Genomic DNA, 23,862 nt, shown 5'->3' with positions numbered 1-23,862 from the left:
GTAACCTCAAGGCGCCGCTTTGCTAAGAACATGGGATATCTGGAGTTCGTCATGAGTGCTTTCCACGACCTGAAACTCAAAGCTTTGGACGGACAAGAGTTGCCACTGGCGCCCTTCAAGGGGCAAGTAGTGCTGGTGGTCAATGTAGCCTCCAAATGTGGCCTGACCCCGCAATATGCGGCGTTGGAAAACCTCTATCAGCAGTACAAGGACCAAGGGTTTACTGTGCTGGGCCTGCCGTGCAACCAGTTTGCCGGCCAGGAGCCGGGCACTGAGGAAGAAATCCGCGAGTTCTGCAGCCTGAACTACGGCGTGACCTTTCCCTTGGGCAGCAAGCTCGATGTCAATGGCCCTGAGCGTCACCAGCTCTACCGGTTGCTGGCGGGTGAGGGGGCCGAATTTCCCGGCGATATCACCTGGAATTTTGAGAAGTTCCTGCTGGGTAAAGATGGTAGGGTCCTTGCTCGATTCTCACCGCGTACCCCGCCGGAAGACCCTTCGATCGTCCAGGCCATCGAAAAAGCCTTGAGCTAAATCACTTCTCTTGTGGTGAGCGGACCTTTCCCGCCATGGGCTGCGTAGCAGCCCAAATACCCCACCGCTTTTACCCCTTAATCACCAAAATCAATAGTGCTACCGGGCGCGTTCCACTCCTCATATTATCCGCATCATAAACCCAGTCTCCCGTGGAGTGCTCCATGCCCGTCCAAGCCTTGTTCAAACCCTTCCAGCTCGGTGCACTGCAACTGTCGACCCGCGTGGTCATGGCGCCGATGACCCGCTCGTTTTCTCCGGGTGGTGTACCTAATTCCAACGTCATCGAATACTACCGTCGCCGTGCGGCCGCTGGCGTGGGCTTGATCATCACTGAAGGCACCGTGGTCGGTCACCAGGCCTCTAATGGCTACCCGAATGTCCCGCATTTCTACGGTGAAGCGGCCCTGGCCGGGTGGAAGAAAGTGGTCGATGCCGTGCACGCCGAAGGCGGCAAGATTGTCCCTCAGTTGTGGCATGTCGGCAGCGTGCGCCGTATCGGCACTGAGCCTGATGCCAGCGTGCCGGCCTATGGTCCGATGGAGAAACTCAAGGACGGCAACGTGGTGGTCCACGGCATGACCGCCCAGGACATCAAGGACGTGATCAACGCTTTCGCCCAAGCCGCCAAAGACGCCCAAAGCATCGGCATGGACGGCGTGGAAATCCATGGCGCCCACGGTTATCTGGTCGATCAGTTCTTCTGGGAAGGCAGCAACCAGCGCACCGACGAGTACGGCGGTAGCCTGGCCAACCGCTCGCGTTTTGCCATCGAGCTGATCCAGGCTACGCGCGCCGCTGTCGGCCCGAACTTCCCGATCATCTTCCGTTTCTCCCAGTGGAAGCAGCAGGACTACACCGCGCGTCTGGTACAAACCCCTGAGGCGTTGGGTGAATTCCTCAAGCCGCTGTCCGACGCCGGCGTGGATATTTTCCACTGCTCAACCCGACGTTTCTGGGAACCGGAATTTGAAGGTTCCGACCTCAATCTGGCCGGTTGGGCGCGCCAACTCACCGGCAAACCGACTATCACCGTGGGCAGCGTCGGCCTGGATGGCGAGTTCCTGCAGTTTATGGTCAACACCGACAAAGTCGCGCAGCCGGCCAGCCTGGAAAAACTGCTTGAGCGCCTGAACAACGACGAGTTTGATCTGGTTGCCGTAGGTCGTGCGTTGTTGGTTGACCCGGATTGGGCCGTGAAGGTGCGTGAAGGACGTGAGGGTGACATCCTGCCATTCAGTCGTGAGGCGTTGACGACTCTGGTGTAAGTGGCGTCAGGGCGGGCTCCAGGTGCCCGTCCTCGCACACACCGCGCAACTGGCGTTCGAACTGCTCGATAATCGCTGGCCAACCCTGGCGACTGGCATGTTGGCGAGCATTCAGGCGGGCCCTGCGCAACGTTTCGCGTTCTTCCAGCAGCCAGATGGCTGCATCGCAAAACGCCTCTTCATCCCCCGGCATCGCCAGTGCGCCGCTATAGCCGTGCCGCAGGTGCTGGCTTGCGGCTGCCTGGTCGTACGCCACCACACCAAGGCCTGAGGCCATGGCTTCCAGCACTACATTACCGAAGGTCTCCGTCAGGCTGGGAAACAGAAACAGGTCTCCCGACGCGTAATGCCGTGCCAACTCTTCACCGCGTTGGGTGCCGCAGAATACTGCTTCGGGCAGGTCGTGCTCCAGCAGTGCACGTTGCGGGCCGTCCCCGACGACAATCAGCTTCATTGGGCGGGATGGGTACGTTTTCTGTAGCGCATCAAAGCAGCGCTTGAGCAGCCCGAGGTTTTTCTCCTGGGCCAGGCGGCCAACGTGCAGCACAGCGATATCGTCGTTCTCTAAACCCCAGCTTTCACGCAGTGCATTGTCACGCTTGGTCGGGTGGAATAACTGGCTGTCGACACCCCGCGACAACATTCCCAGGCGCTCGAAATGCCGACGCTCCAACTCCAGGCGTTGGCTGGCGCTGGGCACCAGGGTCAACGTCGAACGGTTGTGAAACCAGCGCAGGTAATGCGTGACCATTCGACTGAGCAGGCTCAAGCCGTACTGGTTCGAATACTGTTGGAAATTGGTGTGAAAGCCGCTGACCACACTGATGCCCAGGCGCCGTGCTGCACGCAGTGCCGACAAGCCCAGCGGGCCTTCAGTGGCGATGTAGAGCACGTCCGGGCGTTGGCGTGTCCAGCGGCGCAGCAACTTGTGCATCGACGACTGACCCCACTGCAGGCCCGGATAACCCGGCAGTGGCCAGCCGCGGCATAGCAGGAGTTCGTCGTCGCTGAGCCGGCTCTGATCGACGCCTTGGCGTGGGCGTACCAGTTCGACTTGATGGCCGCGCGCGCGCAAACCCTCGCACAGGCGACCAAGGGTATTGGCCACCCCGTTGATCTCTGGCGGGAAGGTTTCGGTGATGAGGGTGATATGAAGCGAGGCTGTCGTCATGACCCACAGTGTCCGTGTGGGCCATGTCGCCATTGTGTCATCCAGATGATGGATTTATGACTTGGTGACCTTGGGGTTCGCCATCGCCTCGGCGCCTTGCTCGCGCACCCAGAACAAGGTGGCGCCAGCCACCGCCGCGGGCATCATCAGCAGGTTGACCACCGGCACCAGCAATACCAGATAGACGATGCCGCCAAAGCTCATGCTCTGCCAGCGTTTCTGGCGTAACCAGGCGAGCATTTCGTTCCAGCCCAGTTTGTGGTTGTCGGCCGGGTAGTCGATGTATTGGATTGCCATCATCCATACGCCAAACAGCAGCCACAACGGCGCGGCGATCAGGTTGACCACGGGAATAAACGAAAGGATAAACAGGCCGATCGCCCGTGGCAGGAAGTAGCCGAGCTTGCGCATTTCTCGGGCCAGGGTGCGGGGGACCATGGCGATCAACTCGCCCCAACTGAAGGCCGGGAAGTCATCGGTACCGCGCACCACCACTTCTACCTTCTCTGAGAGAAAGCCATTGAACGGCGCCGCGATGATATTGGCGAGCATGGTGAAGGTGAAAAACACCATCAGCACCACCAACACGACAAAGAGCGGCCATAGCAGGTAATTCAAAAAGCTCAGCCAACTCGGCAGCGTCGGCATTAAGTGCTCGACCCACAAGCTGAACTGATGGCCGGCGAAGTAAATCAATCCGACGAACAGCACCAGGTTGATCATCAGCGGCAGCAGCACAAACAGGCGTAGGCCAGGGCTCAACACCAGTTTGAGGCCTTCACGCAGGTATTGCGGGCCGGAAAGAACAGGGGCAGGCATGGGGAACTCCGAGCAGGATGACGAACGCGCCGACCTTACCGACTTTGTATCCGAGGCGAAAGCGGCGACATCAACAGTAACAAACGCCTCGATTAGCTGGGCTGACAGCATAGAGACCGCCTATGAGCTGGATTGTTAAACCGTATTTCCTTAATCTTGCCCCCCTCTATACGCTGCACCCATTATTTTTAGGATCTGCGAGTTAAAGCCTTCCCCAAGTGCTTCGCAGTCCTTTTTTATTCCAGCCGCCTTGTAGTCCGGGCGGTCGATAGGAGTGAGTCATGTCTGATACCCGTCATTCGCGAGTGATTATTCTCGGTTCCGGCCCTGCCGGTTACAGCGCTGCTGTCTATGCTGCCCGGGCCAACCTCAAGCCGCTGCTGATCACCGGCATGCAGGCGGGCGGTCAGTTGACCACCACCACGGAAGTCGACAACTGGCCTGGCGACGTCCACGGTCTGACCGGCCCGGTGCTGATGGAGCGTATGAAAGAACACGCCGAGCGCTTTGAAACCGAGATCGTTTTTGATCACATCAACCAAGTCGACTTCTCGAAAAAGCCTTACAGCCTGACCGGCGACAGCGGCGTCTACACCTGTGACGCGCTGATCATCGCCACTGGCGCCAGCGCCCGTTACCTGGGCCTGCCATCGGAAGAAGCGTTCATGGGCAAGGGCGTTTCCGCCTGCGCGACCTGCGACGGTTTCTTCTACCGCAACAAGCCGGTCGCTGTAGTCGGCGGCGGTAACACTGCCGTTGAAGAGGCGCTGTACCTGGCCAACATCGCCAGCACCGTGACCCTGGTTCACCGCCGCGAGACTTTCCGCGCCGAGAAGATCCTGATCGACAAGCTGCACGCCCGTGTCGCTGAAGGCAAGATCATCCTCAAGCTCAACGCCACCCTGGACGAAGTCCTGGGCGACAACATGGGCGTGACCGGTGCTCGCCTGAAAAACAACGACGGCAGCTTCGACGAGCTGAAAGTCGACGGCGTGTTCATCGCCATCGGCCACACTCCGAACACGTCGTTGTTCGAAGGCGTGCTGGAAGCCAAAGACGGTTATCTGGTGGTGCAGGGCGGCCGTGAAGGCAATGCGACTGCCACCAATATCGAAGGCATCTTTGCTGCCGGTGATGTGGCTGACCACGTGTACCGCCAGGCCATTACCTCGGCTGGTGCCGGTTGCATGGCAGCACTGGATGCCGAGCGTTACCTCGACGGTTTGAAGGACGCTTCGTTCTAAATCGTTGGAATAAAAAAACCGGCTGCGAGGCCGGTTTTTTTATGAGTGCAATTTAAATGTGGGAGGGGCAAGTCCCCTCCCACATTTTGATCCGCGTCTGACTCAGGATTTGCGGGTCAGGGGCTGCGCGGTGAATTTCACACCGGCCAACCCATGGGCAATCAACGCCCGAATATTGCCGTGGTCGCTGCCCTCAGGCGTCGCCACCACCGAGCGGTAATGCTCACCAAACGCCAGCAGCGCTTCTTGGTCGCTCAAGCCTTCCAGCACCGCCAAACCCAAGGTCTTGCACGACCCTTCATTCTGCCCGGCCGCGTTTTCCACGGTGCCGTTGGTGAAGGCCTGCGGTTGGTAATCGTAACCGGCCGCGACAAATGCCAGGGTGTCGGCAAAGACGTGTTGGCCGCCGTTGAGGCTGGCGCGCAGGGTGTTCAAATCAGTCATGGGTTTTTCCTTTGGCGAACGCTGCCTGTTGGTCAGCGCTGGCTTCTTTCTGGTATTGGGCTTTCCACTCGGCGTACGGCATGCCGTACACCACTTCACGAGCGTCATCGAGGCTCAGCTCGATCTGACGCTCGTCGGCCTCGGCCTTGTACCACTTGGACAGGCAATTACGGCAGAAACCGGAGAGGTTCATCAGGTCGATGTTCTGTACATCCTTGCGGCTGTCCAGATGTGCTACCAGCCGGCGAAAAGCGGCGGCTTCGAGTTCGAGGCGTTGTTGATCGTTCATAGGGTCCACTTCAATGTCAGCGGCTGGCCGCCAGGGTAATCGAAACCGATTCGGCAAAGCGCAGCGCATGGGGCTTATCCACTTCGACCTCGGCGTACAGCACCGATTCATTGCTCATCACCAGGTCCAGCAATTCCTGGGTCAGGCGTTCCAGCAGCGCGAAGCGGTTGCCTTCCACGTGGGCGATGATCGCCTTGGTGATAGTGCGGTAGTTCAACGCGTGGTCAATATCGTTGTCACGCACGGCGTCCTGGGCTGCATACAGGATGGTCAGGTTGATCAGCACATCCTGCTTGTTGAGGATTTCGTCCTCATTGATACCGATGAAGGTACGCAGACACAGGTCCTTGACCCGGATGCGCGCCATGCCTGGTTGAAGTTGTGGCATTGCTACTTGCTCCGTCCAATCAGTTGCAGGAACTCCATGCGCGTGGTGTTCGACTCGCGGAACGCGCCGAGCATCACCGAGGTGTTCATGGTTGAATTCTGTTTTTCCACGCCGCGCATCATCATGCACATGTGCTTGGCCTCGATTACCACGGCCACGCCGGCGGCCTGGGTCACGTCCTGGATGGCGTCGGCGATCTGCCGCGTGAGGTTTTCCTGGATCTGCAGGCGCCGGGCGAACATGTCGACAATACGCGCCAGTTTCGACAGGCCGAGCACCTTGCCGGTCGGAATATAGGCCACGTGGGCCTTGCCGATAAAGGGCAGCAGGTGATGTTCGCACAGCGAGTACAGCTCGATGTCCTTGAGGATCACCATCTCGTCGTTGTCGGAGGCGAACAGTGCACCGTTGACGATTTCTTCGAGGTTCTGCTCATAGCCATGACACAGGTACTGCATGGCCTTGGCGGCGCGCTTGGGGGTGTCGAGCAAGCCCTCGCGTTCCGGGTCTTCGCCCAGGTTCTTGAGGATCTCGCGGTAATGGTGGGGCAGGGATAAGGTCATACAACATCCTCAAAACGGCTTACTTGATATGCCGCCCGCCGTTGACGGTCAGGGTGGTACCGGTGACATAGGGGTTGTCCAGCAGGTAGCGCACGCTCTGGTAAATCACCTCGGGTCCGGGCTCGATGCCCAGGGCTGATTTGGCCAACACCCGAGTGCGATAGGCCGCGTCGTCGTCTTCGTTGAACATCACCATCGCCGGGGCGATGCCATTGACTTTGATCAGCGGCGCGAACTGTGCGGCAAACGACAGCGTAAGGCTGTCGAGCCCGGCCTTGGTGGCGCAGTAGGCGATGTGCTGGCGGCTGCCCTTGCGCACCACGTCATCGCTGATATGCACGATATCGGCAGGTGAAGAGCGTTGCAGCAAGGTCGAACAATGCAGGTTGATCAGGTACGGCGCAAGCATGTGTACGCTGAACATATCGGTAAACGCGCGGCTTTCGTCGCCCGGCGTTTCCGCGACCCAGGCCGAGGCGTTGTGGATGATCGCGCGCAGGCTTTGGGTGTGGGTACTCAGTTCAGCGATAAACGCCAGGATCCCAGCTTCGTTGGAGAAGTCGGCAAACACACCGATCGCGCCACGCTCGCGCAGGGCCTGTACGCCGGGGCGTTCGCTGCGGTAGCTGAAAATCACCGGTTGGCCCTCGTCCAGCAGGCGCTGGGCGCAATGCAGGCCGACACGTTGGCCGGCGCCGGTGATCAGGATCGGGGCGTTCTTTGCAGTCATGGGAGGCTCGCGTCGCTGGCAGGCGCAAATCATACCAGCGACGGGTCGCCCCTGTACTCACGCCGCCGCTTCGGCGGCCTTGCGCGGTGCAGGCGTGGGATGCAGCCAGTTCGCCAGCAGGTGTGTGGACAGCGGAATGAACCAGTAAACCATCAGAGGCGTGAGTGCCATCGTGCTGACCAGTACGCGAGGCACCAGGTCGAGCCCATTGAGCAATGGCCCCAAGACAAAGTTGAACAGCAGCGACACCGGGAAAAACGCCAGCCAGATTGCCACGGCCTGCTTCCAGCGCGGCGGACGGGCACCCGCGGCGCCAAACCAGCCATCGATGCCGCGCACACGGTGCTCGGAGGGGTCGGCAAACAAATCGCTGCCGCGGCTAAGCCAGGCACAACGGGAGGCGGAGAATTCCCAGGCATGCAGTGTTTTTTCGTCGGCGAAGCGGAAAATGATCTGGAATTCGTCATCGTTGGGCGGCGGTGCAAGTACGCCGGAGCCCAGATAACCGGGGAAGTCGGTAGCCAATTGCTCGCCTTCGCGCAGCCAGGCCATCAGTTCTTCGTAGCGCCCTTTGGCGACGCGGCGCGCAACCATCAAGGTGACGGGAGAGGTAGACATTGTGTATCTCCAAATGTACGGGTGCGCTGATCCGGGTAGGTGGCGCACAAACGAAGCTGCGGGGTGTTGCAGCGACGTAGAAAAAACAGGCAAGGATTATTCCGGTTTTGCCGAAATACGCCAGCGACATTGGTCCGAAAAGTACACACCTTGAAAAAGAGGGGTCTATAGGCGTTAAATGACCACCCAATTACCGCTGGTTTGTTGGTCTTGAATGCCCGTGATTACTGCTCCTGCTGACAGCATTTCGCATCTGGATTCGCCTGATTGCGCTGAGCTTTTTCCAATTCGTGATGTATCAAGATTGACAGGCGTCAACCCGGTCACCTTGCGTGCATGGGAGCGTCGTTACGGCCTGATCCAGCCCATCCGCACTGAAAGTGGGCACCGCCTCTACTCCAAGGCCGATATTGAGACGGTCAATCGCATTCTTGGTTGGATTGAACGTGGCGTGGCGGTGAGCAAGGTCGGCAAGATTCTCGCCCGCGACGATCAGCAGGCCGAAGCGATTCGCGCTGAGCGCGACTCAGTCGAGGAAAGCGAATTGCCGCAATGGCGGGCGAGGCTGTTGCTGGCGGTCAAGGCCTTTGACGACCGTCAGTTGGAAAGCCTGTATGGCCAGATTCTCGCTACCTATCCCCTCAACGTGGCGTTCCAAGAGATCCTGATGCCTCTCTGGAACGAGCTGTTGCGCCACCAGGGGCGTTTTGGTCAAGCCAGCGAATGGCTGTTTTTCGACGCCTTCTTGCGTATCCATGCCTTTCAGCGCCTGCAAGCGGCGACACTGTCGCCTGCGCCTCGGGTATTGCTGTCAGCCATACCCGGCGAATGCCGCAAACTGGAGTTGCTGGTGGCGGCGCTGTTGATGAGCAGCGATGACCTGGTCGTGAAGGTGCTGGGGATGGGGCAGCCGTTTGATGAGCTGACCCTCATATGTGAAAAGACTCATCCCCAGGCGCTGATCATCTTCTCCAACCACTCCCATAACGTTGATCTGGCTGGCCGCCTCAACCGTTTGGCGTTGACCCTTGATTGCCCGTTATTTCTTGCTGGCGCAGTGTCGGACCTGGCGCAGAGCGCGCTGGCAGGTTCTTCCATCGGTTGTCTGGGCAGCGAAGGGCGCCAGATGCAACGCCGCTTGCAGCAGTTCCTCAGCGGTAACCTGGATACCTGAACTCAGGCGTGCATCTGCGGGTGCACCAGGCGGTGCTGATGCAGGATGAACTGGCGCAGGCGTTCGATTTCATCCGCATCGCTTTGACTGAGGCGATAGGCAAACAAACCCCGCGCGGTTTCCCTCTCAAAGGCGCCGCGCAGGGCAATGCGCTCATAGCCGGAAGGGCTGAACCAAAGGGAAAAGGTTTTGGGTGGTTTGATCCGGCCACGAATCTCCACCAGCACGCCCTTGAATGACACCTCATGCACCCACAGCGCACTTGCGGTGCCCTTGATGTTCTCCAGGGCCACCGGAGCTTCAAGTGCAAGGCGCCAGGCGCGGATCACCGGGCCGTCTTCAAAAATACTCGGCACACCCAGGCGCAGATGCACTGCATTGAACTCATCCTCCACCAATTGGAGGGGAAAGGTCAGTTGCTGGTTGTCGAACTGCGCTTGGATGGTGACATGGTCGTGGGCGGCCAGGCGGGTGAGCAAGTCGCGAATCTGCGCACCGCCGTTGACGGTCAGGCTCGACGACGCATCCCGCAGATTAAGTTGCGGGTTGTGTTGCATGTTCTGAATGAAATCCAGCTCATCCTTGGTCAGAAGCGCATCGCGTTGCATTGTGCTTGCTCAATAGAGGGGCATTAAAGTGCCATTATCCGCTCATATGGCCGTATTTTCTAAATTTTGTTCAATCCATTTGTCGACTTGAACGCGGCCAGTTCGGCTTTGACTTGGGCCAGTTCGCTTTCTAATTGCTCGACACGCTGCTGGGCCTTGACCTGGAGCGTGACGTCTTTTTGTACGCCGATAAAATAGGTTTGCTTATCAGCCGTGTTGAACACCGTTGAAAGCGACAGTTCGTTCCAGAAATGGCTGCCGTCCTTACGGTAATTGCGCAGGGTTTCTCGGCACGAACCACCCTTCGCCAAAGCATCCCGAATCACCGTCAGCGCTGGCTGATCACGGTCGCCCGACTGCAGGAAGCGGCAGTCCTGATAGAGGATTTCGTCCAGTGTGTAGCCGGTCATCCGTTCGAAGGCCGGGTTCACATAAATCAGGGGCTTTTCATCGCCTTCGCGTTCGGCGACCACGATGCCTTCGTTGGAAGCGTCGATCACCATCTGCATCAGCTTGGCGTTAATCATTGAGCGGTCCGTGGCGTGTTGTTTGAATGGGCAGTTTATGGCAAGTCGTGAATCTTGCACGGTGCGCCCCGAAATATTTGCGTCGCTGTTAATATCCCAGGCTTTCGCTCAACTACAGGATCAGATTGATGAAAGTCGCCATCCTTTCCGGCTCGGTCTACGGCACGGCTGAAGAAGTCGCCCGGCACGCCGCCGGCATCCTCAAAGACGCTGGTTTTGAAGCCTGGCACAACCCGCGCGCGACCCTGGCGGATGTGCAGGCGTTTGCCCCTGAGGCGTTTCTGGCGGTGACTTCGACCACCGGCATGGGTGAATTGCCCGATAACCTGCAACCGTTGTATTCGACGATTCGCGACCAACTGCCTTCGGCCTGGCGCGGTTTGCCCGGTGCGGTGATCGGTTTGGGCGACGCCAGCTATGGCGACACCTTTTGTGGTGGCGGTGAGCAAATGCGCGAGCTGTTTGGCGAATTGGGCGTGCGCGAAGTACTGCCCATGTTGCGCCTGGACGCCAGCGAGAGCGTGACGCCGGAAGCTGATGCCGAGCCGTGGTTGGCAGAATTGGTCACTGCACTGCGCGCTTGATTGAGCGGTTCCAGCGGTTTTCAGTCCCTTTATTGACGGCGTCTCTTTGACGCCGTTTGTATAGATCTAAACTATTCTCATAGCTGACTCGTACGGTCATCAAGCTGGCTGCGAAGGCAACTCCGTCCGCCAGGGCGTCTGACTAGACTGGCCCATCACTCGAAAAATAATAAGAAGTGCGCCAAGGAGGTCGTTACCGTGAGCCTAGCCCCTGTTGTGCCGCCACAGAATGTCAAAGATCAGGTCAGTGCTGCCGAGTGGCAAGCCCGTGTCGACCTGGCGGCCTGCTATCGCCTGGTGGCGTTGCATGGCTGGGACGACCTGATCTTCACCCACATCTCGGCCAAGGTGCCGGGCACCGATGATTTCCTGATCAATCCCTACGGACTGATGTTCCACGAGATCACTGCGTCGAGCCTGGTCAAGGTCGACCAGGCCGGCAACAAGCTGATGGACAGCCCCTACGAGATCAACCCGGCGGGCTACACGATCCACAGCGCCATTCATGAAGTTCGCCACGATGTCACCTGCGTGTTGCATACCCACACTGCCGCCGGTGTGGCGGTGGCGGCACAGAAACAGGGCGTGCTGCCGATCAGCCAGCAATCGATCTTCGTGCTGTCGAGCCTGGCCTATCACGCCTATGAAGGCGTCGCGCTGAACCACGAGGAAAAGGCCCGCCTGCAAGCCGACCTTGGCGACAATAATTTCTTGATGCTGCACAACCATGGCCTGCTCACCTGTGGCAGCACCATCGCCGACACGTTCCTGATGATGTTCACCTTTCAGCGCGCCTGCGATATCCAGGTGCTGGCGCAAAACGGCGGCGCTGAATTGATCGCCATTGGTCCGCAGATTCTTGCGGGCGCCAAAGCCATGGTCGCTGCTGTCACCAAGAGCGCTCAAGGTATGGGGGGCGCGCTGGCCTGGCCGGCGTTGCTGCGCAAATTGGATGCTCAAGATCCTGGGTATAGAAGCTGATGCCACTTGCCGAGATCCCGCTCAGAGCCTGGCGCAAACGCAGCCAGAGTTTCGAATTTCACGGACGCACCATCCGTTACTGGGTGTCGGGGCAGGGCGAACCGTTGCTGCTGATCCATGGCTTTCCCACCGCCAGTTGGGACTGGCATTACCTGTGGCAACCCCTGGCCCAGCACAACTTGGTCATCGCCTGCGACATGCTCGGTTTCGGCGATTCAGCCAAGCCTCTAGACCATGGCTACTGCCTGCTGGAACAGGCGGATTTGCAACAGGCTTTGCTGGAGCATCTGCGGGTGGATCAGCCGGTGCACGTGCTGGCCCACGACTACGGTGACAGCGTCGCTCAGGAACTGTTGGCCCGGCACTATGAAGGCCGATTCAAGATGGCCAGTTGTGTGTTTCTCAACGGCGGACTGTTCCCGGAAACCCATCGCCCGGCGCTGGTGCAAAAACTCCTGCTCAGCCCGCTGGGCTGGATGATCGGCCGCGCATTCGGGCGCAATGCCCTGGCCGACAGCTTCGGCCAGATCTTCGGCCCCAACACCCGCCCCAGCGAAAGCGCACTGGACGATTTCTGGAGCCTGATCGACTGCAACGATGGCACGCGCATCCTGCACAAGCTGATCGCCTACATTCCCCAGCGTCGGCGCCTGCGTGATCGCTGGGTGGCGGCGATGCAGCAGGGTGACGTGCCATTGCGAGTGATCGACGGCGAGATCGACCCGATCTCCGGTGTCCATATGGTGGAGCGTTACCACCAATTGGTGCCCCATGCCGACACGGTGTTACTGGCCAACATCGGCCACTACCCGCAGATTGAAGCGCCGGTGCAGGTGCTCAAGCATTACCAGGCGTTTCGTGATCGGATTGGGCAGGTTGAAACCCGCATGGCTTATTCCTGAGCCTTAGGATCATCCCCCTGCCTTATCGAGCACCATTCAGCCTTGGCTGTCTTTATTGTGACCGGCAGCCCTGTGCCTGACACTCGACCCATTCCCATTGTCGCCATTGGAGTTCGGTATGAGTGAGTCAGTGCAGTTCCAGGATAAGGTCGTGATCGTCACCGGTGCCGGCGGCGGATTGGGCCGGGCCCATGCGCTGTTGTTCGCTAAACATGGGGCCAAGGTGCTGGTCAACGATCTCGGCGGTTCCACTCAAGGCGAAGGCGCCAGTGCTTCGGCGGCCGACCGTGTAGTGGCCGAGATCCGCGAGGCGGGTGGTATTGCCGAAGCCAACCACGACTCTGTCACCGATGGTGACAGGATTGTGCAAAACGCCCTCGACGCTTTTGGCCGCATCGACGTAGTGGTCAATAACGCCGGCATCCTGCGCGACAAAACGTTCCACAAAATGGAAGACGCCGACTGGGACCTGGTTTACCGGGTGCATGTCGAAGGCGCCTACAAAGTCACCCGCGCCGCCTGGCCCCATCTGCGTGAGCAAGGCTATGGCCGAGTGATCTTTACCGCGTCCACTTCGGGCATCTACGGCAACTTCGGCCAGTCCAACTACGGCATGGCCAAGCTCGGCCTGTACGGCTTGACCCGTACCCTGGCGCTGGAGGGGCGCAAGAACAACATCCTGGTCAACGCCATCGCCCCCACTGGCGCCACGCGCATGACCGAAGGCCTGATCCCGCCGCAAGTGTTCGAGCGCCTCAAGCCGGAATTGGTCAGCCCGCTGGTGGTGTACCTGGGCAGCGAAGCGTGCCAGGAAACTTCGGGGTTGTTTGAAGTGGGCGGTGGCTGGATTGGCAAGACCCGCTGGGAGCGCAGCCTGGGTGTGGGCTTTGATCCCGAAGCCGGTTTTTCACCGGACGATGTGGCGGCGCACTGGCAGCAGATCTGCGACTTCGAAGGGGCGGCTCATCCCAAGGACAACATCGAGGCCTTGAAGGAGATGATGGCCAACTTGCAGAAGTACAGCCTGTGATCATTGCTTGAAAAAGTTTGAATCCTACGGGGCGCTGATGGCGCCCCGTTTTATTTCAGGCAAAAAAAAGCCGCTGCAAACGCAGCGGCTGAAGTAAGACGTTGGATCAAGGAGCGACAAATCAACGTCAGTGAACACCGGTAACAGATTGAATAAAGACATCAATCCATTTGAGTCTGGCTTTTCTCCCGTTTGGGGAAGCGGGCCGTTTGCCCTGAAAGCCCGGCAAGAATAGTCGTTTGCGACAAGATGAGTAATAGCGCTTCGGGACAAGGACTGTTGTAAAAACTGCAACAGTCTTGACGCTCGCCATCCATGGCCCTGATAACCCGCCATCCACACGGTTCATGCCCCCGCCCAGACCCAGGCCAGAGCGCCCGGTAATCCTTTCGAGCGACAACACGAATCCCTCCTTGGTGCGCTTATCGCTCCTGATGTGCGGCAGTAGGGTGGGGCCTTCTGTCACTCACCGGGGAAGACGCATGACAAAAACAACAATGCGCGCCATCTTCACGCCACAGGCGCTGGCCGCTGCGGTTGCCTTGGGTTGCTGTGCCCAGGCTCAGGCTGTTTCGTTCAATATTGGCGAGATCGAAGGGCAATTCGATTCGTCGTTGTCGGTGGGTTCGAGTTGGGGCATGCGTGATGCCGATAAAAAACTCGTGGGTACCGTCAATGGCGGCACGGGCCAGGCTTCCACGGGGGATGACGGACGGCTCAATTTCAAGAAGGGCGAGACCTTCTCGAAAATCTTCAAGGGCCTGCACGACCTTGAACTCAAGTACGGCGACACCGGTGTGTTCGTGCGCGGCAAGTACTGGTACGACTTTGAGCTCAAGGACGAAGACCGCGAGTTCAAGCAGATCAGCGACCACAACCGCAAGGAAGGCGCCAAGTCCAGCGGTGCGCAGATCCTCGATGCGTTCGTCTATCACAACTACTCCCTGGGCGACCTGCCGGGCACCGTACGCGCCGGTAAGCAGGTGGTCAGTTGGGGTGAAAGTACCTTCATCGGCAACTCCATCAACAGCATCAACCCGATTGACGTGTCGGCGTTCCGCCGTCCGGGTGCCGAGATCAAGGAAGGCCTGATCCCGGTGAACATGCTGTTTGCGTCCCAGAGCCTGACCAACCAACTGACCGTGGAAGGGTTTTATCAGTTGGAGTGGGACCAGACCGTGCTGGATAACTGCGGCACCTTCTTTGGCGGTGACGTGGCGGCGGATGGTTGCACCGGTAACTACACAGTAGGCAGCCCTGGTATCGCGCCGCTGCAATCGATTGCGGCAAACCGCGGCCAGGGTTTTGTGGTGACGCGCGAGGGTGTGGTGGTACAGCGTGCGGGCGACCGTGATGCGCGGGACTTCGGTCAGTTTGGGGCGGCTTTGCGTTGGCTGGGTGACGACACCGAGTACGGTTTGTATTTCATGAATTACCACAGCCGCACACCCACTGTAGGCACCATCACCAACAACACCACACTGCAAACCATCGGTGGCATCGCCGCCGCCGCTGGAGGTTTCGGTCAGGCCTTGGCCCAGAGCACCATGCTTGGTCGTGGCCAGTACTACCTCGACTACCCGGAAGACATCCGCCTGTTCGGCGCGAGTTTCTCCACTACCTTGCCCACCGGCACGGCGTGGACCGGGGAAATCAGCTACCGGCCCAATGCCCCGGTGCAGTTGAATACCACCGACCTGACATTGGCCTTGCTTAACCCAATCGCCGGCCAATTGGCCTCACCCATCCGCAGCAATTTCGGCAGCGACAACAAAGGCTACCGCCGCAAGGAAATCACCCAGATCCAAAGCACCATGACCCAGTTCTTTGACCAAGTCCTCGGCGCCGAACGCCTGACTTTGGTGGGCGAAGCGGCCGTGGTGCACGTGGCTGGCCTGGAGGACAAATCCAAACTGCGTTACGGCCGCGATTCGGTCTACGGCGCTTACGGTTTCGAGGGTGACACCGACGGTTTCGTCACCTCCACCTCTTGGGGCTACCGCGCGCGGGCGATCCTTGACTACAACAACGCCATTTTCGGGGTGAACCTCAAGCCCAACCTGTCCTGGTCCCATGACGTGGCCGGCTATGGGCCCAACGGGATCTTCAACAAGGGCGCCAAGGCGATCAGCGTCGGTGTGGATGCGGACTACCGCAGCACCTACACCGCCAGCCTCAGCTACACCGATTTCTTTGGTGGCGACTACAACACCCTGACCGACCGCGACTTCCTCGCCCTCAGCTTCGGCGTGAACTTCTGATTTGGCTTAAAGAAGGACAAGAACTTATGCGTAAGACAATTGCAGTGTTGGCCCTGAGTCTGTTGGCTGCTCACGTAATGGCGGCGGTGTCGCCGGAAGAAGCGGCCAAGCTGGGCACCACCCTCACGCCGGTCGGTGCCGAAAAAGCCGGCAACGCTGACGGCTCGATCCCGGCCTGGACTGGCGGTATCCCGAAAAACGCTGGCGCGGTGGACAGCAAAGGCTTCCTGGCCGACCCGTTCGCCAATGAAAAACCGCTGTTTGTCATCACCGCCGCCACCGTCGACAAGTACAAAGACAAACTCTCCGACGGCCAGGTGGCGATGTTCAAACGCTACCCCGAGACCTACAAGATTCCGGTATACCCGAGCCACCGTACGGTCAACTTACCGGCGGACATCTACGAATCGATCAAGCGCAGCGCACTGAACGTCAAGGCGATCAACGACGGCAACGGCCTGGAAAACTTCACCGGCAACCGCTACTACGCGTTCCCGATTCCCAAGAATGGCGTGGAGGTGCTGTGGAACCACATCACCCGTTACCACGGCGGTAACCTGCGCCGCATCATCACCCAGGCCACCCCGCAGACCAATGGCAGCTACACGCCGATCCGCTTCGAAGAAGAAGTGGCGGTGCCTCAAGCGATCCCGGATATCGACGCGGCCAAGGCGGCCAACGTATTGAGCTTCTTCAAGCAATCGGTCACCGCCCCAGCGCGCCTGGCGGGCAACGTGCTGCTGGTGCATGAAACCCTCGACCAGGTGAAAGAACCGCGCCTGGCCTGGATCTACAACGCCGGCCAGCGCCGTGTGCGCCGTGCTCCGCAAGTGTCCTATGACGGGCCGGGCACCGCGTCCGACGGCCTGCGTACCACCGACAACTTCGACATGTTCTCCGGGGCCCCCGACCGCTACGACTGGAAGCTGGTGGGCAAAAAAGAGATGTACATCCCCTATAACAGCTACAAGCTCGATTCGCCGAGCCTCAAGTACGACGACATCATCAAGGCTGGTCACATCAACCAGGACCTGACCCGCTACGAACTGCACCGCGTGTGGGAAGTGGTCGGCACGGTCAAACCGAGCGAGCGGCACATCTACGCCAAGCGCCACATGTACATCGACGAAGACAGCTGGCAAGTCGCGCTGGTGGATCACTACGACGGTCGTGGCCAACTGTGGCGCGTCGCCGAAGGTCATGCGCAGTTCTACTACGACCACCAGGTGCCGGCCTACACGGTCGAAACCCTGTACGACATCATTGCCGGGCGTTACATCGCACTGGGCATGAAGAACGAGGAGAAGAGCAGCTTCGTGTTCGGCTTCGCGGCCAAGGCAGCGGACTACACTCCGGCAGCCTTGAGGGCTGAAGGCGTGCGCTGATCCCGGATCGAAGCGGGGTCAAAATGTGGGAGGGGGCTTGCCCCCGATGAGGGAGTATCAGTCACTGGATTGGTTGACTGATACACCGCCATCGGGGGCAATCCCCCTCCCACATTGGGTTCTGTGCATGGCCTTCAATCACCCTGCTGAATACTTCTTCAACAACCCCCCGCCACAGGACTAGGGTACGCATCACGTTGCATAACAATAAAAAAGCAGGATGCAGCAATGACCGCCATGACACGCTGCCTGGACCGTCCTGGATTCATGCCCCGGCTGTCCGCCCATCATTTGCTGCGCCCCCGCCTGGCCGAGCCTTTGCTGGCAGCACCGGTCAGGGTCAAGTTGTTATGCGCCCCCGGCGGCAGCGGCAAGAGCGCGTTGCTCGCCGAATGTGCGTTGCAGGCACCCATCGGTTGCCAGGTGTACTGGTTGCCGCTCAATGGCGCGTCGCTCAGCCCCCTCGACCTGTGCCAACGGCTGGCGCAAAACCTTGGCCTGATGTTTACCGACGAAGCCACATTGCTGCTGGACCTCAGCCGCTGGCAGGCCCAGGCATGGGTGTTCCTCGATGATTTCTGCCGCTTACCCACTCAAGACACCGACGCCTTGCTCGATCGCCTGCTCACCGCCAGCAGCCCGGCCCTGACCTGGTGGCTGGGCGCTCGACGGCGTCCGGCCTGCAATTGGCCTCGGCTGCTGCTCGACGATGAGTTACTTGAGTGCGGCGCCGAACTGGCATTTACCCCTGTGGAAATCCAGGCACTGCTCAGCCATGCGCCGGCCCAGTCCGTCGACAGCGTGCTGCAGTTCAGCGCGGGTTGGTGCGCGGGTGTGCGCATCGCCTTGCTGGGTGATGGTCATCCCGATAAGACGTTGCTCGACTACCTGCAACACGAACTGTTCAGCACGCTGCCGCCGGAGTTGGCCGAGGCTTGGCGGGTGCTGGCCCATCTGCCGCGCTTCAATACTGGCCTGTGCGAACACTTGTTCGGCGCTGGCGACGGTGGCCAATACCTGAGGGATTTACACGCGCTGGGCGCATTTATCGAGCCGTGGGAAGACACCGACTGGTTGCAGGTTTTCCCGCCCCTGGCGCAACTGATGCACAACGAACCCTGGCCTGCCAGGCGCTCTTGGCATCGACGCGCTTGCCAGTGGTTTTGCACCGAGCAGGATTGGCAGGCCGCTTTTGAACAGGCTCTGCTGGCCGAAGAATATGAAATGGCGGTGAGCCTCTTGCAGCACTTCAGTTTTGAGGACCTGTTCCGCCAGCAGAACGCCGTCTTGCTGTTGCGCCTGCATGAGCAGCATGGCGATGAGCTGATGCTCGGCTCGGCGCAACTAGTGGGGTTGGTGACTGCTGCGCTCCTGTTCGCCGGGCGCTTCGAACAGGCGGCTGCGTGCATCGATCAGCTCGCTCGATTTGCCCCGCAACCCTCGGCGGCGCAACAGCGTTATTTACTGGCGCGCTGGCAGGCGCAGTGGGGCTGGTTGCTGCACCTGGGCGGCGATGCCGAGAGTTCCCGTCTGCATTTTCTCGAGGCCCTGCAAGCCTTGCCCGAGAGCGCCTGGACTTCGCGCCTGATGTGCCTGTCGGGGCTGACCCAGCAAGCCTTGCTGCGCGGTGAACTGGACGCCGCCCAAGGCCTGAACCGCGAAGCGCTGTGCCTGGCGCGCGCCCATGGTTCGTTGGTGCTGGAGGCGTTGCTGGAGTTGGATCACGCGCAATTGCTGGAACAGCGTGGCGCGCCGTATCGGGCGCAAAGCCTGCTGGAAACGGTGCAGGCGATGTTGCTCAAGCAGCGGCTCAAGGCCGGGCCACTGGTTGGGCGCATCGCCTTGCGGCGCGGGCACTTGGCGTTGCGCCAGGGCCAGGACAGCTTGGCCGCCGACTGTTTCGAGACTGGCCTGAAGATGTGCCTGCACAGCCAGGACAAACGCGTGCTCTACGGTTTTCTCGGTCTGGCCTTGCTGGCCGCCAACCGGGGTGATTACGCCCAGGCCTTTGTGCAACTGCGCGAGGCCGAACGGCTGATGCAGCAGCGCCAGGTGCCGGACACGGTATACCGGGCGGTGCTGTTGTTGGTCAGTGGGCATTTCTGGTTGCAGCAAGGCCGCGCCGAATTGACCGTGGAAGCGGTGCGTCGTGTGCTGCGCCACTTCCGTGGCCCCCAGGCCAAACAGGCGCCACCGGCCACCCTGGAACTGATTCCGCGCCTGGAATACCTGCTGGTGCTGGCGGAGGTGAAACTGGGCTGCGCCGATCAACCAGTGGCACGGCTCAACGCGTTGCTGGAAACCACCCATCAGCGCGGCATGCTCTGCCTGGAAACCGAGCTGCACCTGGTGCTGGGCGAAGTCGCTTGGCAACTGGGCGATGCTGCCTTGGCGCGCCGTTCGCTGCAAACCGGCCTGGAACTGGCCGGGCGTTGTCAGGTGCAACAAGCGATTCGCGAACTGCGTTTGCGCTCGCCGGGACTGTTGAGCGAGCTGGGCATGGAACCCCAGGCGTCAACCCCCGGCACGGTAGAAAACCCCTTGAGCCAGCGTGAATTGGAAGTGCTGCAACTGATCGCCCTGGGCAGCTCCAACCTGGAAATTGCCGACCGGCTGTTTATCTCCCTGCACACCGTCAAGACTCACGCGCGGCGCATCCACAGCAAGTTGGGCGTCGAGCGGCGAACTCAGGCGGTGGCCAAGGCCAAGACGTTGGGCTTGATGGTTTAAATGAACGCCTGACGGTAGTCGCCGGGCGTGGCGCCCATGGCCTGGCGGAAGCGATGAGTGAAGTGACTGGCACTGGAAAAACCGCACAGCAAGGCAATCTCGCCCAAGGGCAGGGCACCGCTGCGCAGCAGGTGTTGCGCGCGGGTCAGCCGACGCGCCAGTAAGTACTGATGGGGCGGCAGGCCGAAGCTTTGGCGGAACATCCGCGCAAAATGGTATTCCGACAGCGCGCACAGGCCAGCCAGTTGCCCAAGGCTGATGGGGTCTTCCAGGTGCTGGTCGATGTAGTCCACCAACAGCCGTCGCTGGTACGCCGCTAAACCACCTTTCAAACGCAGGCCTTCGCGGGCGCCTACCTGGCTGAGCAGGGTGTGGCTGAGCATTTCATGGGCCAGGCTGCTGGTCAGCAGGCGTTCGGCGGGCTCCTGCCAGTTGAGCGCGATCAACTGGTGGAAGCGTCTGGCCTGGCTGTCGTCTTGCAGAAAGGTGCTTTCGCGCAGTTCCAGGGTGCGCGGTTCGCGGTCGAGCAGGGTGACGCAGCCGAGGGCAAATTGCTCTGGGCTGAAATACACGTGGGCCAGGCGGATTTCACCGTTGATCACCCACGCCGACTGATGCTCGGCGGGCAGGATACACAGCTTGTCGGGGCCGCCCTTGGTGCCCGGCTGGTCACGCCGAAAGGTGCCAGTGCCACCGCCGATGTAGCAGGATAAGGTGTGATGGCTTGGCGCCTGGTAGTCCTGGGAATCGTGATGGTTGCTCCACAAAGCTGCCGACAAGCCGTCACCGAGCTCGGCGCAGGCTTCAAGGCGTGCGTTGGGCGAGCGGTTAAGGGCTTGAAAGACTTGTAGGGATTCCAGATCTGACATGGTGTGTTCTCCGACGCCTTGCATCCTACTCCGCGAGGTGGGCGCTGTGAGCCCACCGCCCGACAAAAGCGCAAGAATCTGCAAGAGCGCGGCGCCGGTTGAGGGCGACACTGTGGCTCAACCGATGGAGCCCGCTATGAACCTTTCCCTGTATTTACTCACCGTGCTGATCTGGGGCACCACCTGGATCGCCCTCAAATGGCAATTGGGCGTAGTGGCGATTCCTGTGTCCATCGTCTATCGCTTTGGCTTGGCGGCGCTGGTGTTGTTTGCGTTGTTGCTGCTCAGCCGCAAGTTGCAGGTGATGAACCGGCGCGGGCATCTGATCTGCCTGGCGCAGGGGCTGTGCCTGTTTTGCGTCAACTTCATGTGCTTCCTGACCGCCAGCCAGTGGATTCCCAGCGGCCTGGTGGCAGTGGTGTTTTCCACCGCCACGTTGTGGAACGCGCTGAATGCCCGGGTGTTTTTCGGCCAGCGCGTGGCACGTAACGTGTTGATGGGCGGTGGCCTCGGGTTGGCGGGCTTGGGCTTGCTGTTCTGGCCGGAACTGGTGGGGCACACCGCCAGTCCGCAGACCTTGTTCGGCTTGGGTCTGGCGTTACTGGGGACGATGTGTTTCTCGGCCGGCAATATGCTGTCGAGCCTGCAACAGAAGGCCGGCTTGCGGCCGCTGACCACCAATGCCTGGGGCATGTTGTACGGCTCCTTGATGCTGGCGACCTACTGTGTGGTGCGGGGTATTCCGTTTGAGATGGACTGGAGCGCACGGTACATCGGCGCGCTGTGGTACCTGGTGATTCCGGGTTCGGTGATCGGCTTTACGGCCTACCTGACCCTGGTTGGGCGCATGGGGCCGGAGCGGGCAGCGTATTGCACGGTGCTGTTCCCGGTGGTGGCGCTGAATGTGTCAGCGTTTGCCGAGGGCTACCAATGGACCGCGCCCGCGTTGGCGGGGTTGGTGCTGGTGATGTTGGGCAATGTGTTGGTGTTTCGTAAGCCTAAGTCTGCCAGTCCGGTCTTCCAGGCGAAGACAGTCTAATGGGGGAGGGGGCGTGCCCCCGAGGGCAGTGTGTCAGCCAGCCCCTCTATAGCTGGCCCACCGCAATCGGGGGCACGCCCCCTCCCACATTTCCTGCATTGCATGCATTTGGCCGAGCTGTCCTTGCTATTTCAGTCCGAGGCGCTTGGCCATGCGGCCCAGGTTGGCGCGGTCCAGGCCCAGTTCGCGGGCCGCGCTGGCCCAGTTGTGTTGGTGGCGTTCCAGGCAGGCGCTGATGATCTGGCGTTGATAGTCTTCGGTGGCCTGGCGCAGGTCGCCGGTGACCACGGGTGCGGCTTGAGCCTGTGCTTCGATGACCGGCGCATTCACCGTCGGCAAGTCCAGATCCAGGGCACTCAAGCTCAGAATCCTCGGCCGTTCGCGACAGTTGCCCAATGCCTTCAACGCGCTGCGTCCGATCAAGTGTTCCAGCTCCCGCACATTCCCCGGCCAGTTATAGGCCAAAAGCGCGGCCTGGGCATCGCTGGTCAGCCGCAGACTGCCCAGGCCCATGCGTGAGCGGTTCTGTTCGAGGAAGAAGCCCGCCAGCAGCAACACATCGCGCCCGCGCTCGCGCAGTGACGGCACCTGCAGCGGGTATACGCTCAGACGGTGGTAGAAGTCCGCGCGGTAGTGGCCGTTGCGGACTTCGTCGGCGAGGTCGCGGTTGGTGGCGGCGATCAGGCGTACGTCAACCTGATGCTCCTTGTCCGAACCGAGGCGCTGCAACTGACCGCTTTGCAGCACCCGCAGCAGCTTGGCTTGCACGGTCAGCGACAGTTCGCCTACTTCATCCAGGAACAAGGTGCCGCCGTTGGCCAGTTCGAACTTGCCGCGACGCTCATTGAGCGCGCCGGTAAAGGCTCCGCGTACGTGGCCGAACAACTCGCTCTCCACCAGTGTCTCCGGCAGGGCGGCGCAGTTGAGGCTGATGAGCGGTTTATCCGCACGATTGGATGCCGAGTGGATAGCCTGGGCCACCAATTCCTTGCCCACTCCGGTTTCGCCGGTGATCAGCACGGTGAGGTCGCTGCCGCCCACCAGTTTGATTTCCTCGACCAAGCGTTTGTGGCTTTTGCTCTGGCCGATCATTTCCTTGTGCTGCTGGCCGCTGGCTTGACGGTAGATCTCGGCACGTTGGTGTTCGTCTTCAGCGCGCAGCGCCAGGCGCTCGATGCGTTCGGCGACGTTGACGGTGGCGGCAGCGAGGCTGGCGAAGGCTTGCAGGGCGTCCAGTTCAACCCGTTCGAAACGTTCGGTGTCGAGGGCATCCAGGGTCAGCAGGCCCCAGGGCTGGTCGTCGACAAACAACGGGCAGCCCATGCAGTCGTGCACTTCCAAGTGTCCGTGCAGGCCATCGACCAGGCCGTCGTAGGGGTCGGGCAATTCACTGTCGCTGTCAAAGCGCGTCGGGCCGGGGCTGCCGAGCAGGACGGCGAAGCGCGGGTGCTCGCTCACCTTGAAGCGTCGGCCCAAGGTGTCGGCGCTCAACCCGTCTACTGCCAGCGGCACCAGCCATTCACCGTCCAGGCGCAGCAACGCTGCGGCGTCGCACGGCAGCAGGGCACGCATGGCTTGCAACAGGCGGCGATAGCGCTCGCCTTCGGGCAGGTCGCGGGACAGGTCGGCGACCAAGGGCAGGAGGGTGGTGAGCAATGATTGCGCAGTCATAATGACTCCTTGTAGTCCTTATGACTATAGAGT

24 protein-coding genes are annotated in these 23,862 nt (G+C 60.3%); 12 read left to right on the top strand and 12 right to left on the bottom strand.

Annotated features, from left to right (window positions below; translation table 11 throughout):
• The first annotated feature begins 51 nt into the window (after positions 1 to 51).
• Both AOA61_RS17040 and AOA61_RS17035 read left to right on the top strand, forming a co-directional pair.
• A complete protein-coding gene (locus AOA61_RS17040; RefSeq protein WP_099602207.1) occupies positions 52 to 534 on the top strand; it encodes a glutathione peroxidase in 483 nt (160 codons plus the stop codon).
• Between the two features lie 164 nt (positions 535 to 698).
• Positions 699 to 1,802 (top strand): NADH:flavin oxidoreductase, encoded by a 1,104-nt coding sequence (locus tag AOA61_RS17035; RefSeq protein WP_032885598.1) that lies wholly within the window; start codon positions 699 to 701, stop codon positions 1,800 to 1,802.
• Here AOA61_RS17035 and AOA61_RS17030 read toward each other — a convergent pair.
• Together AOA61_RS17030 and cysZ are read right to left on the bottom strand one after the other, a co-directional pair.
• On the bottom strand, positions 1,771 to 2,973 hold the full coding sequence (locus AOA61_RS17030; RefSeq protein ID WP_032885599.1) for a glycosyltransferase family 1 protein: 1,203 nt from the start codon (positions 2,971 to 2,973) through the stop codon (positions 1,771 to 1,773). The two genes, AOA61_RS17035 and AOA61_RS17030, sit on opposite strands and share 32 nt — an antisense overlap.
• Positions 2,974 to 3,027: 54 nt before the next feature.
• Positions 3,028 to 3,792 (bottom strand): sulfate transporter CysZ, encoded by a 765-nt coding sequence (cysZ, locus tag AOA61_RS17025; RefSeq protein ID WP_032885600.1) that lies wholly within the window; start codon positions 3,790 to 3,792, stop codon positions 3,028 to 3,030.
• A gap of 281 nt (positions 3,793 to 4,073) precedes the next feature.
• Between cysZ and trxB the strand changes: the two genes are divergently transcribed.
• The gene (trxB, locus tag AOA61_RS17015) at positions 4,074 to 5,036 is read left to right on the top strand and encodes a thioredoxin-disulfide reductase (protein WP_010206474.1); all 963 of its coding nucleotides are present in this window, start codon (positions 4,074 to 4,076) and stop codon (positions 5,034 to 5,036) included.
• A gap of 102 nt (positions 5,037 to 5,138) precedes the next feature.
• Here the strand turns inward: trxB and AOA61_RS17010 are convergent, their stop codons facing one another.
• Genes AOA61_RS17010 through AOA61_RS16985 form a run of 6 tightly spaced genes read right to left on the bottom strand, consistent with a single transcriptional unit; the run spans position 5,139 to position 8,068 of the window.
• A complete protein-coding gene (locus tag AOA61_RS17010; RefSeq protein WP_099602206.1) occupies positions 5,139 to 5,480 on the bottom strand; it encodes a HopJ type III effector protein in 342 nt (113 codons plus the stop codon).
• Positions 5,473 to 5,769, bottom strand: a complete 297-nt coding sequence (locus AOA61_RS17005) for a DUF1244 domain-containing protein (protein WP_010206472.1) — start codon at positions 5,767 to 5,769, stop codon at positions 5,473 to 5,475. The genes AOA61_RS17010 and AOA61_RS17005 overlap by 8 nt, the downstream gene beginning before the upstream one ends.
• A gap of 16 nt (positions 5,770 to 5,785) precedes the next feature.
• Positions 5,786 to 6,157, bottom strand: coding sequence for a dihydroneopterin triphosphate 2'-epimerase (gene folX, locus AOA61_RS17000; RefSeq protein ID WP_032857710.1), 372 nt, complete (start codon positions 6,155 to 6,157; stop codon positions 5,786 to 5,788).
• Positions 6,158 to 6,159: 2 nt separating this feature from the next.
• Complete coding sequence (folE, locus tag AOA61_RS16995) at positions 6,160 to 6,720, bottom strand: GTP cyclohydrolase I FolE (RefSeq protein WP_032885602.1); 561 nt, start codon at positions 6,718 to 6,720, stop codon at positions 6,160 to 6,162.
• A gap of 19 nt (positions 6,721 to 6,739) precedes the next feature.
• Positions 6,740 to 7,450 (bottom strand): dihydromonapterin reductase, encoded by a 711-nt coding sequence (folM, locus tag AOA61_RS16990; RefSeq protein WP_032885603.1) that lies wholly within the window; start codon positions 7,448 to 7,450, stop codon positions 6,740 to 6,742.
• A gap of 57 nt (positions 7,451 to 7,507) precedes the next feature.
• Positions 7,508 to 8,068, bottom strand: coding sequence for an antibiotic biosynthesis monooxygenase (locus AOA61_RS16985; protein WP_095186373.1), 561 nt, complete (start codon positions 8,066 to 8,068; stop codon positions 7,508 to 7,510).
• Positions 8,069 to 8,282: 214 nt separating this feature from the next.
• On the opposite strand from AOA61_RS16985, the gene AOA61_RS16980 reads away from it, so the two are divergent.
• Positions 8,283 to 9,242 carry a MerR family transcriptional regulator gene (locus AOA61_RS16980; protein WP_099602205.1) on the top strand — a complete coding sequence of 320 codons (960 nt, stop codon included), beginning with the start codon at positions 8,283 to 8,285 and terminating at the stop codon, positions 9,240 to 9,242.
• A gap of 2 nt (positions 9,243 to 9,244) precedes the next feature.
• Here AOA61_RS16980 and AOA61_RS16975 read toward each other — a convergent pair whose 3' ends face one another.
• Together AOA61_RS16975 and AOA61_RS16970 are read right to left on the bottom strand one after the other, a co-directional pair.
• Positions 9,245 to 9,850 (bottom strand): hypothetical protein, encoded by a 606-nt coding sequence (locus AOA61_RS16975; RefSeq protein WP_032885606.1) that lies wholly within the window; start codon positions 9,848 to 9,850, stop codon positions 9,245 to 9,247.
• Between the two features lie 59 nt (positions 9,851 to 9,909).
• A complete protein-coding gene (locus tag AOA61_RS16970; RefSeq protein ID WP_032885607.1) occupies positions 9,910 to 10,377 on the bottom strand; it encodes a PAS domain-containing protein in 468 nt (155 codons plus the stop codon).
• 128 nt (positions 10,378 to 10,505) lie between these two features.
• Between AOA61_RS16970 and AOA61_RS16965 the strand changes: the two genes are divergently transcribed.
• The 7 genes from AOA61_RS16965 (at position 10,506) to AOA61_RS16935 (ending at position 20,250) form a co-directional block, all read left to right on the top strand.
• Entirely contained in the window at positions 10,506 to 10,961 is a 456-nt protein-coding gene (locus tag AOA61_RS16965; RefSeq protein ID WP_095186375.1) for a flavodoxin, read from the top strand.
• A 198-nt stretch (positions 10,962 to 11,159) separates the two neighbouring features.
• Positions 11,160 to 11,942 (top strand): class II aldolase/adducin family protein, encoded by a 783-nt coding sequence (locus AOA61_RS16960; protein ID WP_032885609.1) that lies wholly within the window; start codon positions 11,160 to 11,162, stop codon positions 11,940 to 11,942.
• Positions 11,942 to 12,844, top strand: a complete 903-nt coding sequence (locus AOA61_RS16955) for an alpha/beta fold hydrolase (RefSeq protein ID WP_032885610.1) — start codon at positions 11,942 to 11,944, stop codon at positions 12,842 to 12,844. The genes AOA61_RS16960 and AOA61_RS16955 overlap by 1 nt, the downstream gene beginning before the upstream one ends.
• Positions 12,845 to 12,962: 118 nt before the next feature.
• Positions 12,963 to 13,874: an SDR family oxidoreductase gene (locus tag AOA61_RS16950; RefSeq protein WP_099602204.1), complete on the top strand. Its 912-nt coding sequence runs from the start codon at positions 12,963 to 12,965 to the stop codon at positions 13,872 to 13,874.
• A gap of 482 nt (positions 13,875 to 14,356) precedes the next feature.
• Entirely contained in the window at positions 14,357 to 16,135 is a 1,779-nt protein-coding gene (locus tag AOA61_RS16945; protein ID WP_099602203.1) for a DUF1302 domain-containing protein, read from the top strand.
• A 26-nt stretch (positions 16,136 to 16,161) separates the two neighbouring features.
• The gene (locus AOA61_RS16940) at positions 16,162 to 17,520 is read left to right on the top strand and encodes a DUF1329 domain-containing protein (RefSeq protein ID WP_032885613.1); all 1,359 of its coding nucleotides are present in this window, start codon (positions 16,162 to 16,164) and stop codon (positions 17,518 to 17,520) included.
• A gap of 228 nt (positions 17,521 to 17,748) precedes the next feature.
• Complete coding sequence (locus tag AOA61_RS16935) at positions 17,749 to 20,250, top strand: LuxR C-terminal-related transcriptional regulator (RefSeq protein WP_099602202.1); 2,502 nt, start codon at positions 17,749 to 17,751, stop codon at positions 20,248 to 20,250.
• Here AOA61_RS16935 and AOA61_RS16930 read toward each other — a convergent pair.
• Positions 20,247 to 21,119 carry a helix-turn-helix domain-containing protein gene (locus tag AOA61_RS16930; protein WP_032885615.1) on the bottom strand — a complete coding sequence of 291 codons (873 nt, stop codon included), beginning with the start codon at positions 21,117 to 21,119 and terminating at the stop codon, positions 20,247 to 20,249. The genes AOA61_RS16935 and AOA61_RS16930 overlap by 4 nt on opposite strands.
• Before the next feature lie 136 nt (positions 21,120 to 21,255).
• Here AOA61_RS16930 and AOA61_RS16925 point away from each other — a divergent pair, with 136 nt between their 5' ends.
• Complete coding sequence (locus AOA61_RS16925) at positions 21,256 to 22,158, top strand: DMT family transporter (RefSeq protein ID WP_095186380.1); 903 nt, start codon at positions 21,256 to 21,258, stop codon at positions 22,156 to 22,158.
• 126 nt (positions 22,159 to 22,284) lie between these two features.
• On the opposite strand, the gene norR is transcribed toward AOA61_RS16925, so the two are convergent.
• Positions 22,285 to 23,829 (bottom strand): nitric oxide reductase transcriptional regulator NorR, encoded by a 1,545-nt coding sequence (gene norR / locus AOA61_RS16920; RefSeq protein WP_099602201.1) that lies wholly within the window; start codon positions 23,827 to 23,829, stop codon positions 22,285 to 22,287.
• Between the last annotated feature and the right edge of the window lie 33 nt (positions 23,830 to 23,862).

Origin of the sequence: Pseudomonas sp. 2995-1 (genome assembly GCF_002742505.1) — a bacterium.
Taxonomy (GTDB): domain Bacteria; phylum Pseudomonadota; class Gammaproteobacteria; order Pseudomonadales; family Pseudomonadaceae; genus Aquipseudomonas; species Aquipseudomonas sivasensis.
Note: the sequence above shows the minus strand (reverse complement) of the source record. Positions and strands in the feature narration are given on the sequence as shown.